Origin of the sequence: Slackia faecicanis, assembly GCF_003725295.1 — a bacterium.
Lineage (GTDB): Bacteria > Actinomycetota > Coriobacteriia > Coriobacteriales > Eggerthellaceae > Slackia > Slackia faecicanis.
On record NZ_QICB01000003.1, the window covers coordinates 111,515 to 128,654 of the forward strand.

Consider the following 17,140-nt stretch of genomic DNA (forward strand, 5'->3'; position numbering starts at 1 on the left):
GCTACTCCCCTTTCGGCGCGATCGCGAACAGCTCGTCGAGAACGCGGTCGGCGGCATCGAGCTTGTCCATCAGCGGCAGGTCGACTTCGCGCTCGTGCGAGATCAGCGTGAGATGGTTCGTCGGCGTGCCGAAGCCGGCGCCGTCTTCTTTCAGGCAGTTCGCGCAGATCATATCGACGTTTTTACGGTCGAGCTTGGCGCGGGAGTTCTCCATCACGTCGCGCGTCTCCATGGAGAAGCCGCACAAACGCTGGCCGGGCACGCGATGCGCGCCGAGCCACGAGAGGATGTCCACCGTACGCTCGAGCTCGATCGTCAGGTCTCCGTCCTTCTTCTTCATCTTGTCGGAGGCCGTGTGCTTGGGGCGATAGTCCGCCACCGCCGCGGCCTTAATCACAGCGTCGCAGGATTCGTAGCGCGAGACGACCGCCTCGAACATATCCTGGGCGCTCACGACGGGCACCAGCTCGACCCCTTCGGGAGCATCGATCGAAACCTTGCCCGACACCAGCACCACGTCGGCGCCGCGCTCGCAGGCGCGCTGCGCGATCGCATAGCCCATGCGGCCCGTGGAATGATTGCTGATGAAGCGAACGGGGTCGATGGCTTCCTGCGTGGGCCCCGCCGTCACGAGAATGCGCTTGCCCGCCAGATTGCGCGTCGGCGCGGCGGCGCAAGAGGCCGCATCGTGTTCGGTCATTGGTCGTTCCAATCTCTTCTGGATGATTTATTCCACATAAAGGCATAAAAAGTCGCTTTTATGCCAGCTTCGCCACGAATAGTCTAGCCGAAGGCGCCTGCCGCCCGCCGAGAAAACGCGCCGAACGGAGCCTTACAGCACGTAGGGAATGCAATTTCCCGAAACCAGCAGCACCGCGGCCACCACCGACGCCAGAAACAGCGAGTCGCATCGGTCGAGGATGCCGCCGTGGCCGGGCATGATGGTGCCCGAGTCCTTGACGCCGGAATTGCGCTTGATGCGGCTTTCGGCCAGATCGCCCAGCACGCCCGCCAGACCGCACGTCATGCCGAAGCATACGGCCTGGACGATGCTCATGTCCACGCCGGGGATGAACGACAGGGCGCACCAGATGACCACCGATCCCAGCAGGCCGCCTATAAAGCCCTCCCAGCTTTTCTTCGGCGAGATGCGCGGCGCCAGCTTATGCTTGCCGAGTTTGCTTCCTACCAGGTAGGCGAACGAATCGTTGGCCCACACGCTGCAGAAAATGCCGACCACCAGCACGCCGCCCCAGAATCCGGGAACGGCCTGGCGCACCACGATCAAGCTGGACAGGAGCAGACCGGTGTAGGCCGCGCCGAAAAACGACACGCCCACGTCGCCGATGCGCGCCCTCATCCAGAAGACGTACCACACCAAAAGCGCCACGAGCAGCGCGCCCGTGACGACGAGCGCTCCCGGCATGCCGAACTGCCACACGCTGATCGGATAGGCCACCGCGGCCATGATGCCTAAAAGCTCGTTGGGAAGCTTCGCGTCGCTGCGCAGCATATAGAAGAATTCTCCCGCCGCGATGCCCGACAGGGCGCACAGCAGAAGGACGGTACTCAGTTCGCCGCCCATGATGCACAGGATGGAAACCGTCACGTAGATGAAGCCCGTGCGGAAACGCACCTGCAAATCGCTTGCATTCTTGAACTTGGCAGGCGTCTTGTCGTAGACGAATTTCTTGGCGGCGTTCTTCTTGCCAACCGCCGTGGATTTCGCCGATTCGTACGCCTGATGGGCATGTTCTCTCATTTCGTGCGTATCGCTCACGACTGCACCGCCCCGAAACGCCTGTCGCGGCTCTGGTAGTCCAGCAGAGCGCGCAGGAAATCGTACCTATTGAAATCGGGCCACAGCACGTCGGTGCAGTAGAACTCCGAATAAGCCATCTGCCACAGGAGGAAGTTGGACACGCGCATCTCGCCCGACGTGCGGATCACCAGGTCGGGATCGGGAATGTCGGCGGTATAGAGACCGCGTTCGAACATGCGCTCGTCGACCTGCGGGATGGCGCCCGTCTCTTCGGCGGCGATGACGGCCTCGCGCATGCATGCCTGCACGGCGCGCAGCATCTCCTGACGCGAACCGTAGTTCACCGCCACGAGCAGGGTCATGCCATCGTTGTCTTTGGTTTTCTCCCACGCCTCGTCGAACGCGGCGCGCGTCTCTTCGGGCAGCGCGGAAATGTCGCCGATCGTGCGCACGCGCACGTGCTCTTCATGCAGGCCGTCCACTTCGGCGAGCATGGTCTTGGCGAACAGGTCCATCAGGCCGACGACCTCTTCTTCGGGGCGCTTCCAGTTCTCGGTGGAAAACGAGTAGATGGTCAGATAGCGCACGCCGGCATCGCTCGCGCAGCGAATGGTCTCGCGCACGGCTTCGATTCCGGCCTTATGCCCCTTGAGACGGTTCAAAGCGCGTTTTTTCGCCCAACGGCCGTTGCCGTCCATAATGACGGCGACATGTTCGGGAACGCGCTCCGGATCGAGCGCGAAAGGATCGAGCCCGTCGGGCGGGCTCGGGAATATAGCGTCGAGAGGCTTGTGAAGCATAAGCACCCCTTTCCTTCGAATCGGGTGCCGCGTGGAAACGCGGGCTGGAAATGGACCGAAAAAACAGGTGCCGCCCGCGTCATGCGGACGGCGCTATCGGTGCATTTCCAGCCCGGCCGCCCCCAGAAGGACGGCTCGGGCAAAAAGCTCGAAATAATGGAAGAATCCCAGGTCGTCGCAATGCAGACGAGGGCGAATCCGACGGAGCGAATCGCCGCGAACGAGAAGCGCCGCGTACTTCGGTACGTAAGCGCAACCCGGAGCGCGTCGACTGTTGCCGCCCCAGGTCGCCGAAGCACAGGCGAGAGCGAGCGCGGCGGATGCAGTCGGCGTGAAAGCGGGGCGAAACGTACTTCGGTACGTGACCCCCGTCCGAAACGCGACATCCCCCAGGTCGCCGAAGCGCAGGCGAGAGGCGTCCTCGCCTTCCAGATGCCGCGAAGGTTTTGCGAAGCGTACTTCGGTACGTGAGCAAAGCCTGGAGCGAGCAGATGGACGGCGAGGGCGCCTCGCAGCCGGACGACCCTGTTCCGCCGGCCGAGAGGCCGACGGAACCTAAATCTCCATGACCTCGGCTTCCTTCTTCTTCAGCATCTCGTCGACGGAAGCCACGAACTTATCGGTGAGCTTCTGGACCTGCTCCTCGGCGCGACGGGCGTCGTCCTCGGAAATCTCGGAATCCTTCTTCAGACGGTCGATCTTGGCATTGGCGTCGCGGCGGGCGTTGCGCACGGCCACGCGGGCTTCCTCGGCGTAGGTCTTGCAGTCCTTGACCATTTCCTTACGACGCTCCTCGGTGAGAGCGGGAATGGGAAGGCGGATCACCGCACCGTCGTTGGACGGGGTGATGCCCAGGTCGCTCGCCAGAATGGCGGCCTCGATGCCGCGCAGGACCGACTTGTCCCACGGCTCGATGACCAGCATGTGGGCATCGGGGGTCTTCACGGCGGCCATCTGGTTGATCGGCGTGGGAACGCCGTAGTAGTCGACCTTGATCTTGTCGAGCATCATCGGGTTGGCGCGACCGGTGCGAACGCCGGCGAACGCCTCCTTCAGATTGTCGAGGCCCTTGTTCATGTTGGCCTCGGCGGCAGTCATGATTTCAGCAGTCATGTCCGGTTTCCCCTTTTCTCTAGTACACGAGCGTTCCGACGTTTTCGCCCTTAAGGATGCGTCCGATATTGCCGGGCGTGGTCATATCGAACACGAGCAGCGGCATCTCGTTGTCTTTGCACAGCGAGATGGCGGCCGCGTCCATGACGTTGAGCTCTTTGGTGAGCACGTCGAGGTAGCTGATCTTGTCGAACTTCTTGGCATCGGGATTGGTCTTGGGATCGCTGTCGTAGATGCCGTCGACCTTGGTGGCCTTCATCATGCAGTCGGCGTCGATTTCGCACGCGCGCAGGGCGGCCGTGGTGTCGGTGGTGAAGTACGGATTGCCCGTGCCCGCGGCGAAGATGACGACGCGGCCCTTCTCCATGTGACGGATGGCGCGCAGGCGGATGTAGGTCTCGGCGACCTGGTGCATCTCGATCGCAGACTGGACGCGCGAAGAAACGCCGTGGCGCTCGAGGCCGTCCTGCAGCGCCAGCGCGTTCATCACGGTGGCGAGCATGCCGATGTAGTCTGCCTGGGCGCGATCCATGCCGTCGGCGCTGCCGGCGACGCCGCGGAAGATGTTGCCGCCGCCCACGGTGATGGCCACCTGGACGCCGTCTTCGACGATCGCCTTGATCTGCTCGGCCAGATCGTCGATCACCTTCGGGTCGATGCCATAGCCGGCATCGCCCATCAGGGCCTCGCCGGAAAGCTTCAGCAGCACGCGGTTGTATTTGTAACCTTCTGCAGGCATGAAATCCCCTTTCGAAAGAATCATGGTATCCGCGCTATTGTACGATAACAAAAAGGGCCGCACCCACCAAAGGCGCGACCCTTTTTCCACGTTCATCGAAATTGCCGAACGCCGCGCGGCGCGCGCCGTCGGATGCCCGCGACGGGCGGGCGGCTAGTAGCCGTAGCCGAACATGCCGCCGCCGTTGCCGTAGCCATGGCCGTCGTAGCCGTAGCCGTTGCCGTAGCCGTACTGGCCGCCCTGCGAGGAAGCCGCCAGGGCATTCTCGTCGGAGCCGAGCGTCACCGAAAGCGTCTGCTCCTCGCCGCCGCGGTTCACGACCACATCCACCGTATCGCCCGGGTTCTTCTGGCGCACCATCAGCTGCAGGTCGGAAGGCGACGTGACGCTCTGGCCGTCGAAGCCGGTGATGATGTCGCCGCGCTGCAGGCCCGCGTCGGCCGCGCCCGTGCCCTCGTAGACGTTGGCCACGTAGACGCCCGTGTCGGTCGGAAGGCCGTAGTAGCGCGCCATCTGCGCATCGATCTGCGCCATAGACACGCCGAGCTGCGCATGCGTGGGGGCCTTGCCCTCGATGATCTGCTGCGCCAGGTTCATGGCGTAATCCACGGGAATCGCGAAGCCCACGCCCGAGCTGGAGCCGGAGGCCGACTGGATCATGGAGTTGATGCCGATCAGCTTGCCGTCGGCATCGACCAGCGCGCCGCCCGAGTTTCCGGGATTGATCGTGGCGTCGGTCTGAATCATGTTGGGATAGATCACCGTTTCGCCGGTGGCTTCGTCCTGCATGGTGGTAGAACGCTGCAGGGCGCTCACGATGCCTTCGGACACGGAGTTCTCAAGGCCGAACGGGCTGCCAAGGCTCATGACCCACTCGCCCACCTGCAGGTCGGACGAAGAACCGATTTCGATCGGGGTCAGATCGGGGGCGTCCACCTTGATCACCGCGATATCGCTCGAAGCGTCGCTGCCCACGAACTGCGCGTCGTATTCCTGACCGTTGATCGTGGCCTTGATGGCATCGGCGCCTTCCACCACGTGATTGTTCGTGATGATGTAGCCGTCCTTGGAAATAACCACGCCGGAACCGAGCGATGCCTGCGTGAGAGCGCCGTCGGCGCCCGCGCCCGGCACCTCGAAGCCGAAGCCCGACTGCGAAGAGGCGCCGGTCTTCTGGTAGATGTCGATGCTCACCACGGAAGGCAGGGCCTTGGCCGCCACCGCTTCGGCCAAAGTGGCCTCGGTATCGGATGCGGTCACGTCGGTGTTCGTGGACGCGCCGAGCGTGGTGGAGCCGCCCTGGTCGCTCAAGGCGCTGAAGCCCACGAAGCCGCCCAGGCCGAGCACCACGGCCAGCGCCGCGCCGGCGAAGCTCACGCCGAAGGTCTTCATGAGGCTTTTCTTGGCGGGGTCTTTCTCGGTCTTGACATGCTGCGCGCCGTTTTGGGCGGCATACGCCTGATAGACCTGCTGCTGATAAGCGGCCTGCTGCTGGGCGTAGGCGCTCGCCTGCGACTGCGCGGCATGGCGCGGATGCGGCTGGGCCTGGAAGGTGGGATCTACGGCCTGGGGCTGCTCGGCGCCGGGCTCGAACGTGTTCTTGGTCTCTTCGCTCATGTCTGTATCTCGCTTTCCCTATATGAAGGCATGTGCTCTTTTCGCTGTGAACTCTAAACGCCGTTCGCCGTCTTGAAAAGGGGGACGGGGCCCATCGTCATCGCCGCGTTGCCCTTTATACGTCCATGGACGTAGGCGCGACACATTGCGCACACATTCGGGGCCGCAAAGAAGAAGACACGGCATGCAAGACGGGCCGGAGCGCATCCGCGGCAACAGGGAGGCGGGCGGCTCGCATGCACGGGCGGCGCAGCGGCAGACGGCGGACAGAGGCGGGCAGGCCTGGGCGACATCAAACGACGGCAGGCGACGGATGAAGGCGAGCGGACCCGAGCGACGTCAAACGGCGGGCGGCATACGACGGCCGGCAAGGGCGGGCGGCAGAAAGCGGCGGTCCAGGCAGGCGCGCAGCCGCAGGAAATGCACGCGGCGCCGCTCGGAACGCGCGAATCGGCGCCGTTTGACAGCCCGGGAACGTCTGCACGATGTGCGCGGCGCAGGCGCAGGGCGCGTGCTAGCATCGAATGCGAGGACATAAGCGAAACGAAACATGAGAGGAATGGTAGCAATGAACCTCGCAGGACTGACCACCGTGAAACCGGAAGACCGCGAGCTCGCGCAGCGCGCCGCGAATCTGCTCGGCGACAGCTTCATGGAAGAGATGTGGTTCGTCACCTGGCTCGAAGCCCTCGACGAAATCGGCGCCGACGACGCGCGCAAGCGCGAACTGCTGCGCGCCGTGTTCCTGGACGATGTCGAGGCGTTCGCCCCGTACGGATCCGTCTATATGCTCGACGACATGACGGCAGCCGTGGGCGGCTACCTGTATAGCGAACTCGGCGGCGAGACCATCACCTCGGTGGAGGGCGCGCAGGCGGGCAAGCGTTTCCTCGAGATCGCCACGCCGCAGGAAGTCGAGCTGCTCGAGCGCAGGGAGCGGGCCATGGACGCCATCTCCTCGTTCGACTGGGCGCGCGAGCATGCGGGCGATGAGGACCACATCAACTTCTTCGCCTGGGCGGTCGACCCGGCGGCGCGCGGCAAGGGCTCGCTGCGCAGGGCGCTCACCCCGTTTTTCGCCTTCGCCGACGAACACGGCCTGAGCTGCTACCTGGAGTGCTATTCCGACAGGCTGCAGAGCATGTACGAGCACCTGGGCTTCGAAATGGTGGACGAGCTGCACTCCCCCGATTTCGACGTGTACGAGCGCCGCATGGTGCGCTACCCTCGCCCGCTCGCGGCATAACGCGGACTCAGCCGTAAGCAGCAAGCGACCGCGATCCACGTACGGCCCTCGCATCGCGCATGCGACGCCGCGCACGCCGCGCAACGCGGACCCGGCCGCCGAGGCCGCACATGCGCTCAGCACGGACTGCGCATCTCGCAACGAATGCCACACGAGCCCGCAAGACTCGAGGCGCGGATGCAAACGTCGCCGCGAAACGCCCTGCGGCCGCACGCGGAATAGAAACGGCTCGCCTGCATTATTTCCCACACATACGCGAATCGCCCCCGTTTTCCGAACCTCAACCATCGAGGACAGAAACGGGGGCGATTTCGTTCGAGCGCCGAAACAAAGGCGATCGCGCTCAGGCTTCGAAACGGGCGCGGACTACTTCGCCGCGATGAATTCGCGGGAGACGCCGCGGGCCCAGGCGTCCACCTCGTCGAGCTGGTCGAGGCTTTCGACGCGCTGGACGCCCTGCTTCTCATGCAGCTCCATAGCGTGCTCGACGCACGCATCGATATCGAGATAGCCGCAGGCGTCGTCGAGAAACGCCGCCACAGCCACTTCGTTCGCCGCGTTCATGACGCACGGAAGCGTGCCGCCCGTGCTGCCGGCATGGCGCGCCAAGGCCAGGCAGCGAAACGTTTCGGTATCGGCGGGATAGAACTCGAGCGAGCCCAAACGCGTGAAATCGAGCGGCTCGACCGGCGCTTCCCAGCGATCGGGATAGCTCAGCGCGAACTGGATGGGAATGCGCATGTCGGTGGTGCCCAGATGCGCCTTCACGCTACCGTCGGAGAATTCGACCATCGAATGGATCGCGCTTTGCGGCTGCACCACCACTTTGATCTTGTCGTAATCCATGGCGAACAGATGATGCGCCTCGATCACCTCGAGGCCTTTGTTCATGAGCGTCGAAGAGTCGATCGTGATCTTCGGGCCCATCTTCCACGTAGGATGCGCGAGGGCCTGCTTGGCCGTCATGCCTGCAAGATCGGCGCGCGTCATGCCGCGAAACGGGCCGCCCGACGCCGTGACCCACAGGGCCGACACCTCTTCGTGACGCTCGCCCAACAGGCACTGATAGATGGCGCCATGCTCGGAATCGATCGGCATGAGCGCGCCTGCAGGACCCACCTGCGGAGCGATGCCGCGCTCGACGCGGGCAGCATCAACCCGGGCAGCCAACGGCATGATCAGATCGCCCGCCACCACGAGGCTTTCCTTGTTGGCCAGCGCGAGCTGCTTGCCGCATGCGAGCGTCTCATACGATGCGCGCATGCCGGCGGCGCCGACGAGGGCGTTCACCACCACGTCCACTTCGTCCAGACGCACCAGGTCCAAAAGACCCTGCTGGCCGAAGCCGACCGACACGCCGCCGTGGGCCTGCGCGAGCATCGGGTTCTCCCTCAGGCTCTCGTCGCCGAACGCGATGTTGCTCACTTTGAACTCATGCGCCTGACCGACCACCTTGGCCACGCTCGTGTTGGCGGCAAGGGCCACGATTTCAAGCTCGTCGGAATGGCGGCGCACCACATCGAGCGTCTGCAGGCCGATAGACCCCGTGGAACCCAGAACCGCGATGCGCTTGCGCGCGCGACCTTCTGTCGACATAGAAACCCTCTTCTCTCGATCGAATGCATTTCCCGGCCATTGTACCGCCCGCGGTCGCAACCGCGCGGGATGCGGCCCAACGAGCGTCAAACTTGCGGATACGCCGGCGATACAAAAAATCCCCTCGCAGATGCGAGGGGATTTCTAAGCTTGCGAGGCAGCTACGCGGCTTACTTGAAGAAGCCCTCGTAGTTGTGCATCTTGAGCTGCGACTCGATCTTGGACATGGTGTCCAAGGCGACGCCGATCATAATGAGGATCGACGTGCCGCCGAATGCCTGGATCAGCTGATTACCCGTGAAGTAGAACAGAATCGAGGGCACGACGGCGATCAGAGCGATGAACAGACCGCCGGGCAACGTGATGCGATTGATCACGCGCTTGATGTAGTCGGTCGTCGCCGAACCCGGACGGACGCCCGGAATGAAGCCGCCCTGCTTGCGCAGGTTGTCGCTGGTCTCTTCGGGGTTGAACACCATGGAGGTGTAGAAGTACGCGAAGAAAACGACCAGGCCCAGCGTGAGCAGCCAGTTGATCCAACCGGTGCTCATCGCGTTCGCAGCAGCCGTCAGCCAACCGACGTTGAACAGAGCGGCAAGCTGCGCCGGGAAGTAAATCAGGCAGCTGGCGAAGATGATGGGGATAACGCCCGCCGCATTCACCTTCAAGGGAATGTAGGTGGACTGGCCGCCCATCATGCGACGACCCTGGACGCGCTTGGCATAATTGACCGGAATACGGCGCTGAGCACGCTCCACGAAGATGATCGCGGGGATGCACAGGAGCACGATCGCGACGATGATCACGGTGATCACGATACCCATGCCCATGTCGGCCTGCAGGTTGACGCTGCTGAAGATGGCCGACGGAACGCGGGAGATGATCGAGGTGAAGATGATCAGCGACATGCCGTTGCCGATACCGCGCTGAGTGATCAGCTCGCCCATCCACATGATGAAGGCAGTGCCTGCCACCAGGGTGAACACGACGATGATATCGGTCACGATCTCGGGCACTTCGCTCGAGAACACCACGCCGTACTGGCTGCTCTTGAACAAGAAGAGGTAGCCGATAGCATTAATCAGGCCCAGACCGAGCGTCAGGAAACGGGTGACCTGGGTGATCTTCTTGCGGCCGGTCTCGCCCTCCTTCGACCAGCGGCCCACGGCGGGAATAACGCCCTGCATAAGCTGCATGATGATGGACGCGGTGATGTAAGGCATGATACCCAACGAGAACACCGAGAAGTGCGACAGAGCACCGCCGGTGAACAGGTCGAGCATGGTCATGCTCACGCCGCTCGACGCGAATGCATTCGCGAATTCGTTGAAGGGGATGCCGGGCACCGGCACGTACGCGCCGAAGCGGTACAGTGCCAGGATGCCCAAGGTGAACAGAATCTTATTCCTAAGTTCCGGCACCTTGAACGCATCGATGATGGTTCTTAGCAAGACTGCTCGACCTTTCCTCCGGCTGCCTCGATCTTGGCAACAGCGCTCGCGGAAACCTTGTCGACCTTGACGGTCAGAGCCTTGGTCAGCTCGCCATTGCCGAGGACCTTGACCAGAGCGTCGACGCTCTTGATGATGCCCTTCTGAACCAGAGCCTCGTGATCGACGACATCGCCGGCCTCGAACTTGAGCTCGAGACGGTCGACGTTGACGGGCACGTACTCGACGCGGTTGAAGTTACGGAAGCCGGGGAGCTTCGGCAGGCGCATAGCCAGAGGAGTCTGGCCGCCCTCGAAGCCGGGGCGCTTGCCGCCGCCGGAGCGGGACTTCTGGCCGTTCATACCACGGCCGGAGGTCTTACCATGACCGGACGCGGGACCGCGACCGACGCGCTTGCGGTTTTTGGTAGAGCCCTCTGCGGGGCGCAGGTCTTTGAGTTCCATGTTCATTCCTTTCGCTTTTTTCGGACGGGAGCTATCCCGTTCTCAGCCGACAGCTCGCTCGCCGGCCAACTATGATTACCTGCTTGTGCGGGCATGCGAGCCCCTAGAAACACAAGCCTTTCAAGAATACACCGAAACCCCTAGGAAAGCCAGATAAATATCCGACTTGACCGGGGGTTTCTTATAAAGGCGACAAAAAGGCCGCCCTTGCGAGCGGCCTTTCGTTGTTAGTCTTCGACGACCTCGACGAGGTGCTTGATCTTGAAGATCATGCCACGGATGGTCGGGTTGTCGGCATGGTCGACCGTGCGGCCGATCTTGCCCAGGCCCAAAGCCTTCAGGGTAGCGCCCTGGTCGGCCTTGCGTCCGATAGCGGAACGGGTCTGGGTGATGTGGAGGGTCTTCTGAGCCTCGGCCATGATTTATGCCTCCTTCTTCTCAGACCAACCGTAGATGTGAGCGACGCTCACGTTACGGCGGGCGGCAACCTCATTGACGTTGGAGAGCTCTTTGAGGCCCTCGGCAGCTGCCTTGACGATGTTCATAGCATTGTCGGAACCGAGAGACTTGCCGAACACGTTCTTGACGCCAGCGAGCTCCATGAGAGCACGAACCGGGCCGCCGGCGATAACACCGGTACCAGGGGTAGCAGGCTTGAGAAGCACGCGGCCTGCACCGAACTCGCCCATGATCTCGTGGGGAATGGTGCCAGCCTCGGTCAGCGGGATGCTGAACATGTTCTTCTTGGCATCCTCGATGCCCTTCTTGATGGCGACAGGCACTTCCTGGCTCTTGCCCATGCCCACGCCGACGCGGCCATTGCCGTCACCGACGACGACCAGCGCGGTCAGAGCGAAACGACGGCCGCCCTTGACAACCTTGGAAACGCGGTTGATGTAAACCACGCGCTCCTGAAGCTCAGGAACGGCAGACTGGTTCTTTTCTTCTTTACGAGGAGTCATTTACCCTACCCTTTCCTAGAACTTCAGGCCGGCTTCGCGAGCAGCATCGGCCAGAGCCTTGACGCGGCCGTGGTACAGGTTACCACCGCGGTCGAAGACGATTTCGGTGATGCCGGCTTCGACGGCCTTCTTGCCCGCGATCTCGCCGAGGGCGGCAGCGCCTTCGACGTTGGCACCGGACTTGCCGGTGGCCTTGAAGTCGGGGCCCAGGGTGCTCACGCCGAGCAGGGTCTTGCCGGCGACGTCGTCGACGAACTGGACATACACGTTGGAGTTAGAGCGGGTGACGCAAAGCCTCGGACGAGCGGCGGTGCCGGAGATCTTACCGCGCACGCGACGATGGCGACGAGCCAGCGCAGCTTGTTTCTTCTGAAGTTTCTTCATCTTAAAATCCCTTCACACCTGAGTCGCTATTTGTCGCCCTTGGCGGCCTTGCCCAGCTTGCGGCGGACCTGCTCGCCGGCGTAGCGGATGCCCTTGCCCTTGTAAGGCTCGGGTTTACGCCACTTGCGCACGATAGCCGCGGTCTCGCCGACCAGCTGCTTGTCTGCGCCCTTGACGGTGATGTGCGTCTGATCGGGAACCTCGAAGGTGATGCCTTCGGGAGCCTCAACCATGACAGGGTGAGAGTAACCGAGCTGCAGCTCCAGGTCGGTGCCCTTGAGAGCGGCACGGTAGCCGACGCCCACCAGCTCGAGCTTCTTCTCGAAGCCGGCGGAAACGCCCTCAACCATGTTGGCGATAAGGGTGCGGGTCAGGCCGTGGAAGCTGCGGGCTTCACGGGAATCGTCGGGACGGGTGACGATGATCTCGTCGCCCTCATGAGCGACGCCCATGATGGGGTTGAAATCGTAAGAGAGTTCGCCCTTACCGCCCTTGACGGTGATGTTGTTGTCGTTGATAGCGACTTCGACTCCGGCAGGAACCGGAATAGGCTGCTTACCGATACGAGACATATCTAGCTCCTTCCTTTCCTTACCAGATGTACGCGATCACTTCGCCGCCGACGCCGGCCTTGCGGGCGTCGCGGTCGGTCATAACACCCTTAGAGGTGGACACGACAGCCGTGCCCAGGCCGCCCAAAACGCGGGGCAGCTCATCCTTGCCGGCGTAGATACGCAGACCAGGCTTGGAAATACGCTTAATACCGCGAATGACCTTTTCCTTCTTGTCACCGTACTTGAGGGTGATCTCGAGGATGTCGCGCGGGGTGGCCGGGGTGATTTCATAACCCTGGACATAGCCCTCTTCGGTCATGATGCGGGCAATCTCGACGAGCTTCTTCGAGGACGGCATAGAAACCGTAGCCTTGCCAGCAGAGTTTGCGTTACGCACACGCGTAAGCATATCTGCGATGGGATCGTTCATGCTCATGTTTTCTCCTTTGGTTCGTGATGAGCGGGGTCGGAGGTACGTAATGGCGCCCGTAGCGCGTACGCCTTACCGACCGGCACACGCCGATGTGCGAAGTCTTACCAGGAAGCCTTGGTCACACCGGGCAGTTCGCCTTTGTGAGCGAGTTCACGCAGGCACACGCGGCAGAGACCGAACTTGCGATACACAGAGTGCGGACGGCCACAGCGGGTGCAGCGGGAATACTTACGAGTCGAGAACTTCGGCTCGCGCGCAGCCTTGGCGATCATCGATTTTTTTGCCATGCTTTTCCTTCTTTCCTATTTCTTCACTCAACAGATGTCGAGTAGAAACCCAGTTAGTTCTTCTTGAACGGGAAGCCCAGGGCATCCAGAAGGGCCTTGGCGTCCGTGTTGTTTTCGGCGGTGGTGACGAAGGTGATGTCCATACCGCGGGTACGGTCGACCTTGTCGTACTCGATCTCGGGGAAGATCAGCTGCTCGGTAATACCGAGGGTATAGTTGCCGCGGCCGTCAAAAGAGGTCGCGGGGATGCCGCGGAAGTCACGCACGCGAGGAAGAGCCATGGACAGCAGACGGTCCAGGAACTCCCACATGCGGTTACCGCGCAGGGTGACCTTGCAGCCGATGGCCATGCCCTGGCGAATGTGGAAGCCTGCGATGGACTTCTTGGCATGGGTGACGCAGGGCTGCTGGCCCGTGATGATGCGCAGGTCGGCCATAGCGGCATCGAGCTGCTTGGAGTCGGACGCAGCGGCGCCGACGCCCATGTTCACGACGATCTTCTCAAGGCGGGGAACCTTGTTGATGTTGTCGATGTTGAGCTCGCGCTCGAGCTGCGCGACGATTTCGTTGGTGTACTTTTCCTTCAGACGAGGAGTAGCCATCTTGAAATTTCTCCTTTTCGATGATTTAAACGCAGGATTTCCGACCCTACGTCCCTATCCCCACGCTAAACACGCAGGGAGGGTCATTGTACCAAGCAAGCGGGGATTATAAAACCCCCGCTCACAAAAATTTATTTATTTAGCTTCGACGATGTCAGCGCCGCACTTCTTGCAGACGCGGACTTTCTTGCCGTCGACGCGCTTGTTGGCAACGCGGGTCGGCTTGCCGCAGGTGGGGCAAACGAGCATCACGTTGGAGACGTGGATGGGAGCCTCCTTGGTGATGATGCCGCCCTGAGGGTTCTGCTGCGTGGGGCGCATGGCCTTCTTGACCATGTTCACACCCTCGACGAGAACGCGCTCCTCCTGGGGGATGCCGCGCAGGACCACGCCCTGCTTGCCCTTGTCTTTGCCGGTGATGACTTCGACCTTGTCGCCTTTGCGGATGTTCATTTTCATGCTTCTGACCTCCTTTACAGCGTTTCAGGTGCCAGAGACACGATCTTCATGTACTTCTTATCGCGCAGTTCGCGAGCCACGGGTCCGAAGATACGGGTGCCCTTGGGAGCGCCGTCGTTGTTGATCAGCACGGCGGCGTTCTGGTCGAAGCGGATATAAGAACCGTCGTTGCGACGGACTTCCTTCTTCACACGCACGACAACGCAGCGCACGACATCGCCCTTTTTGACGTTGCCGTTAGGAGCCGCCTCCTTGACGCTGCAGATGATGACGTCGCCAAGGCCCGCGTAACGGCGCTTAGAGCCGCCGAGAACCTTGATGCACTGCACCTTGCGTGCGCCGGAGTTGTCGGCAACGTTCAGCATGGTTTGCATCTGAATCATTGTGCAATCCTTCCGATACTAGCTTACGCAGAAGCGTAGACTATTTGGCCTTCTCGATGATCTCGACGAGGCGCCAGCGCTTCGTCTTGGACAGCGGACGCGTCTCCATGATGGAAACGGTATCGCCGACGCCGCACTCGTTGTTCTCGTCATGAGCGTGGAACTTCTTGGTGCTCGTCATCATCTTGCCGTACACGGGGTGCGGCTTGCGTTCTTTGATCTGAACCACAATGGTCTTGTTGCCGGGGGCGCTGACGACGATACCCTGGCGGACCTTGCGGGAGTTACGGATTTCTTCAGTCATCTGTTTCCCCGAATCCTTACTTCAGTGCGCCGGCAGCGGCGATCTCGCGAGCGCGCATCTCGGTCTGCAGACGCGCGATGTCCTTTTTGACCTGCTTCACACGAGCGGTGTTGTCCAACTGGCTGGTAGCCATCTGGAAACGCAGGTTGAACAGCTCGGCGCGAGCCTCTTTCAGCTTGACGTTCAGGTCGTCGGAAGAGAGTTCACGAATCTCTACGGGCTTCATTATTCAGCCACCTCCGTTTCCTTGGAAACGATCTTGCACTTGATGGGCAGCTTGTTGATGGCGAGACGGAGAGCCTCTTTAGCAGTGGCCTCGTCGACGCCGTCGATCTCGAACATAATGCGGCCCGGCTTAACGACGGCCACCCAAGCCTCAGGGTTACCCTTACCGGAACCCATTCGGGTCTCAGCGGGCTTCTGGGTGATCGGCTTGTCGGGGAAGATCGTGATCCAAACCTTACCGCCACGCTTCATGTAACGAGTCATAGCGATACGGGCGGCCTCGATCTGACGGTTGGTAATCCAGTGGGCCTCGAGAGCCTGGATGCCATAGCTGCCGTGGTTGAGGGTGGTATGGCCCTTGGCCTTGCCCTTCATGGAACCACGCTGCACCTTGCGGTGACGGATGCGCTTAGGAGCGAGCATTATTTAGCACCCCTTTCGTTGCGATCGTTGCGGTCGTTGCGACGGCCGCGAGACGGACGGGAGCTGCCCTCGAGAGCAGGCTGGGGAACCTTACCGCCGGGAAGCTTTTCACCGTGGTAGACCCAAACCTTGATACCGATGGAACCCATGGTGGTAGCAGCGGTGGCGAAGCCGTAGTCGATCTTCGCACGCAGGGTGTGCAGAGGCACGCGACCCTCGCGGTACCACTCGCGGCGGCTCATCTCGGCACCGCCGAGACGACCGGAGCACTGGATACGGATACCCAGGGCGCCGGACTTGCGGGCGGACTGGACGGCCTTGCGCATGGCGCGACGGAACGCGACGCGACCCTCGAGCTGCTCGGCCACGGACTGAGCGATCAGGTTGGCATCGAGCTCGGGGCGCTTGACCTCGACGACCTCGATGTTGACCGGAGCACCGACGATCTTAGCGAGCTGCTTGCGCAGGCTCTCGATCTCAGCGCCCTTCTTGCCGATGACGACGCCCGGACGAGCGGTGGTGATGATGATCTTCACCTTGTCGCCGGCACGCTCGATCTCGATCTTGGAGACAGCGGCCTTGGCCAGGTACTTGTCCAGGAAACGACGGATAGCGAGGTCGTTTTCCAGATTCTTGGCGTAATCCTTGTCGGAATACCAGCGGCTACGCCAGTCTTCGGTGATGCCGAGACGGAAGCCGGTGGGCATGATTTTCTGACCCATGCTTATGCCTCCTCTCGCGGCGCAACGATGACGGTGATGTGGCTGGTGCGCTTGCGGATGCGCGAAGCGGAGCCCTTAGCACGCGGACGAATGCGCTTGAGAGTGGGACCCTCGTCGACATAGGCAGCCTTGACGACGAGATTGGCGGAACGCATGTTGTGGTTGTTCTCCGCGTTCGCGACGGCGGAGTTCAGGACCTTCTCCACGACCTCGGCGATAGCGCGCTCAGAGAAGCGGAGGATTTCGCGGGCGGCGACGACGTCTTTGCCGCGAACCTGGTCGATGACGAGACGTGCTTTGCGGGGGGTCACACGCACGTACTTAGCGGTTGCTTTTGCTTCCATGTGTGTTTACCTCCTTACTTCTTGCCCTTGTTGGCATGGCCCTTGAACGTACGGGTGGGAGCGAACTCACCCAGTTTGTGGCCGACCATGGACTCGGTGACATAAACGGGCACGTGCTTGCGGCCATCATGAACGGCGATGGTGTGGCCCACCATTTCCGGGAAGATGGTCGAAGAGCGAGACCACGTCTTGATGACGTTCTTTTCGCCGGCAGCGTTCATCGCATTGATGCGACCGAGAAGACGCGGCTCAACGAAAGGACCTTTCTTCAAACTTCTGCTCACAGTTTCT

The 17,140-nt window shown here is 61.7% G+C and carries 25 protein-coding genes; 1 reads left to right on the plus strand and 24 read right to left on the minus strand.

The window, feature by feature from the left end; all coding sequences use genetic code 11:
• Window position 1: 1 nt before the first annotated feature.
• From coaBC to DMP07_RS05415, 6 genes are all read right to left on the minus strand, one after another.
• Window positions 2–700, minus strand: a complete 699-nt coding sequence (gene coaBC, locus DMP07_RS05385; protein WP_123198129.1) for a bifunctional phosphopantothenoylcysteine decarboxylase/phosphopantothenate--cysteine ligase CoaBC — start codon at window positions 698–700, stop codon at window positions 2–4.
• A gap of 132 nt (window positions 701–832) precedes the next feature.
• Complete coding sequence (locus DMP07_RS05390) at window positions 833–1,780, minus strand: phosphatidate cytidylyltransferase (protein ID WP_244594881.1); 948 nt, start codon at window positions 1,778–1,780, stop codon at window positions 833–835.
• Entirely contained in the window at window positions 1,777–2,562 is a 786-nt protein-coding gene (locus DMP07_RS05395; protein ID WP_123198130.1) for an undecaprenyl pyrophosphate synthase, read from the minus strand. The genes DMP07_RS05390 and DMP07_RS05395 overlap by 4 nt, the downstream gene beginning before the upstream one ends.
• Window positions 2,563–3,117: 555 nt before the next feature.
• Complete coding sequence (gene frr, locus DMP07_RS05405; RefSeq protein WP_123198132.1) at window positions 3,118–3,675, minus strand: ribosome recycling factor; 558 nt, start codon at window positions 3,673–3,675, stop codon at window positions 3,118–3,120.
• A 19-nt stretch (window positions 3,676–3,694) separates the two neighbouring features.
• Window positions 3,695–4,414, minus strand: a complete 720-nt coding sequence (pyrH, locus tag DMP07_RS05410; RefSeq protein ID WP_123198133.1) for a UMP kinase — start codon at window positions 4,412–4,414, stop codon at window positions 3,695–3,697.
• 153 nt (window positions 4,415–4,567) lie between these two features.
• Window positions 4,568–6,031 carry a S1C family serine protease gene (locus tag DMP07_RS05415; RefSeq protein WP_123198134.1) on the minus strand — a complete coding sequence of 488 codons (1,464 nt, stop codon included), beginning with the start codon at window positions 6,029–6,031 and terminating at the stop codon, window positions 4,568–4,570.
• Window positions 6,032–6,599: 568 nt separating this feature from the next.
• Here DMP07_RS05415 and DMP07_RS05420 point away from each other — a divergent pair.
• Window positions 6,600–7,277: a GNAT family N-acetyltransferase gene (locus tag DMP07_RS05420; protein WP_211324519.1), complete on the plus strand. Its 678-nt coding sequence runs from the start codon at window positions 6,600–6,602 to the stop codon at window positions 7,275–7,277.
• Between the two features lie 366 nt (window positions 7,278–7,643).
• On the opposite strand, the gene dxr is transcribed toward DMP07_RS05420, so the two are convergent.
• The 18 genes from dxr to rpsS all read right to left on the minus strand — a co-directional run bounded on the left by dxr (window position 7,644) and on the right by rpsS (window position 17,133).
• Window positions 7,644–8,873 carry a 1-deoxy-D-xylulose-5-phosphate reductoisomerase gene (gene dxr / locus DMP07_RS05425; protein ID WP_123198135.1) on the minus strand — a complete coding sequence of 410 codons (1,230 nt, stop codon included), beginning with the start codon at window positions 8,871–8,873 and terminating at the stop codon, window positions 7,644–7,646.
• Between the two features lie 170 nt (window positions 8,874–9,043).
• Window positions 9,044–10,324 carry a preprotein translocase subunit SecY gene (gene secY, locus DMP07_RS05430; protein ID WP_123198136.1) on the minus strand — a complete coding sequence of 427 codons (1,281 nt, stop codon included), beginning with the start codon at window positions 10,322–10,324 and terminating at the stop codon, window positions 9,044–9,046.
• Window positions 10,318–10,767 carry a 50S ribosomal protein L15 gene (rplO, locus tag DMP07_RS05435; protein ID WP_123198137.1) on the minus strand — a complete coding sequence of 150 codons (450 nt, stop codon included), beginning with the start codon at window positions 10,765–10,767 and terminating at the stop codon, window positions 10,318–10,320. Before rplO ends, secY begins: the two co-directional genes overlap by 7 nt.
• A 227-nt stretch (window positions 10,768–10,994) precedes the next feature.
• Complete coding sequence (rpmD, locus tag DMP07_RS05440) at window positions 10,995–11,186, minus strand: 50S ribosomal protein L30 (protein WP_123198138.1); 192 nt, start codon at window positions 11,184–11,186, stop codon at window positions 10,995–10,997.
• 3 nt (window positions 11,187–11,189) lie between these two features.
• Entirely contained in the window at window positions 11,190–11,729 is a 540-nt protein-coding gene (gene rpsE / locus DMP07_RS05445) for a 30S ribosomal protein S5 (RefSeq protein WP_123198139.1), read from the minus strand.
• Window positions 11,730–11,744: 15 nt separating this feature from the next.
• The gene (gene rplR / locus DMP07_RS05450; RefSeq protein WP_123198140.1) at window positions 11,745–12,113 is read right to left on the minus strand and encodes a 50S ribosomal protein L18; all 369 of its coding nucleotides are present in this window, start codon (window positions 12,111–12,113) and stop codon (window positions 11,745–11,747) included.
• A gap of 26 nt (window positions 12,114–12,139) precedes the next feature.
• Window positions 12,140–12,685, minus strand: coding sequence for a 50S ribosomal protein L6 (gene rplF / locus DMP07_RS05455; RefSeq protein WP_123198141.1), 546 nt, complete (start codon window positions 12,683–12,685; stop codon window positions 12,140–12,142).
• A 19-nt stretch (window positions 12,686–12,704) separates the two neighbouring features.
• Entirely contained in the window at window positions 12,705–13,103 is a 399-nt protein-coding gene (gene rpsH, locus DMP07_RS05460) for a 30S ribosomal protein S8 (RefSeq protein WP_123198142.1), read from the minus strand.
• A 98-nt stretch (window positions 13,104–13,201) separates the two neighbouring features.
• Window positions 13,202–13,387, minus strand: a complete 186-nt coding sequence (locus tag DMP07_RS05465) for a type Z 30S ribosomal protein S14 (RefSeq protein ID WP_123198143.1) — start codon at window positions 13,385–13,387, stop codon at window positions 13,202–13,204.
• A 53-nt stretch (window positions 13,388–13,440) separates the two neighbouring features.
• Complete coding sequence (gene rplE / locus DMP07_RS05470) at window positions 13,441–13,989, minus strand: 50S ribosomal protein L5 (protein WP_123198144.1); 549 nt, start codon at window positions 13,987–13,989, stop codon at window positions 13,441–13,443.
• A 135-nt stretch (window positions 13,990–14,124) separates the two neighbouring features.
• On the minus strand, window positions 14,125–14,448 hold the full coding sequence (rplX, locus tag DMP07_RS05475) for a 50S ribosomal protein L24 (protein ID WP_425303984.1): 324 nt from the start codon (window positions 14,446–14,448) through the stop codon (window positions 14,125–14,127).
• A gap of 14 nt (window positions 14,449–14,462) precedes the next feature.
• Window positions 14,463–14,831: a 50S ribosomal protein L14 gene (gene rplN, locus DMP07_RS05480; RefSeq protein WP_123198145.1), complete on the minus strand. Its 369-nt coding sequence runs from the start codon at window positions 14,829–14,831 to the stop codon at window positions 14,463–14,465.
• Window positions 14,832–14,871: 40 nt separating this feature from the next.
• A complete protein-coding gene (gene rpsQ / locus DMP07_RS05485; RefSeq protein WP_123198146.1) occupies window positions 14,872–15,135 on the minus strand; it encodes a 30S ribosomal protein S17 in 264 nt (87 codons plus the stop codon).
• Window positions 15,136–15,151: 16 nt separating this feature from the next.
• Window positions 15,152–15,361: a 50S ribosomal protein L29 gene (gene rpmC / locus DMP07_RS05490; protein WP_009138463.1), complete on the minus strand. Its 210-nt coding sequence runs from the start codon at window positions 15,359–15,361 to the stop codon at window positions 15,152–15,154.
• On the minus strand, window positions 15,361–15,783 hold the full coding sequence (gene rplP / locus DMP07_RS05495) for a 50S ribosomal protein L16 (protein ID WP_123198147.1): 423 nt from the start codon (window positions 15,781–15,783) through the stop codon (window positions 15,361–15,363). The genes rpmC and rplP overlap by 1 nt, the downstream gene beginning before the upstream one ends.
• Entirely contained in the window at window positions 15,783–16,505 is a 723-nt protein-coding gene (gene rpsC, locus DMP07_RS05500) for a 30S ribosomal protein S3 (RefSeq protein ID WP_123198148.1), read from the minus strand. The genes rplP and rpsC overlap by 1 nt, the downstream gene beginning before the upstream one ends.
• Before the next feature lie 2 nt (window positions 16,506–16,507).
• Window positions 16,508–16,849 (minus strand): 50S ribosomal protein L22, encoded by a 342-nt coding sequence (rplV, locus tag DMP07_RS05505; protein ID WP_123198149.1) that lies wholly within the window; start codon window positions 16,847–16,849, stop codon window positions 16,508–16,510.
• Between the two features lie 14 nt (window positions 16,850–16,863).
• Window positions 16,864–17,133 carry a 30S ribosomal protein S19 gene (gene rpsS, locus DMP07_RS05510; protein ID WP_009138459.1) on the minus strand — a complete coding sequence of 90 codons (270 nt, stop codon included), beginning with the start codon at window positions 17,131–17,133 and terminating at the stop codon, window positions 16,864–16,866.
• Window positions 17,134–17,140: the final 7 nt, after the last annotated feature.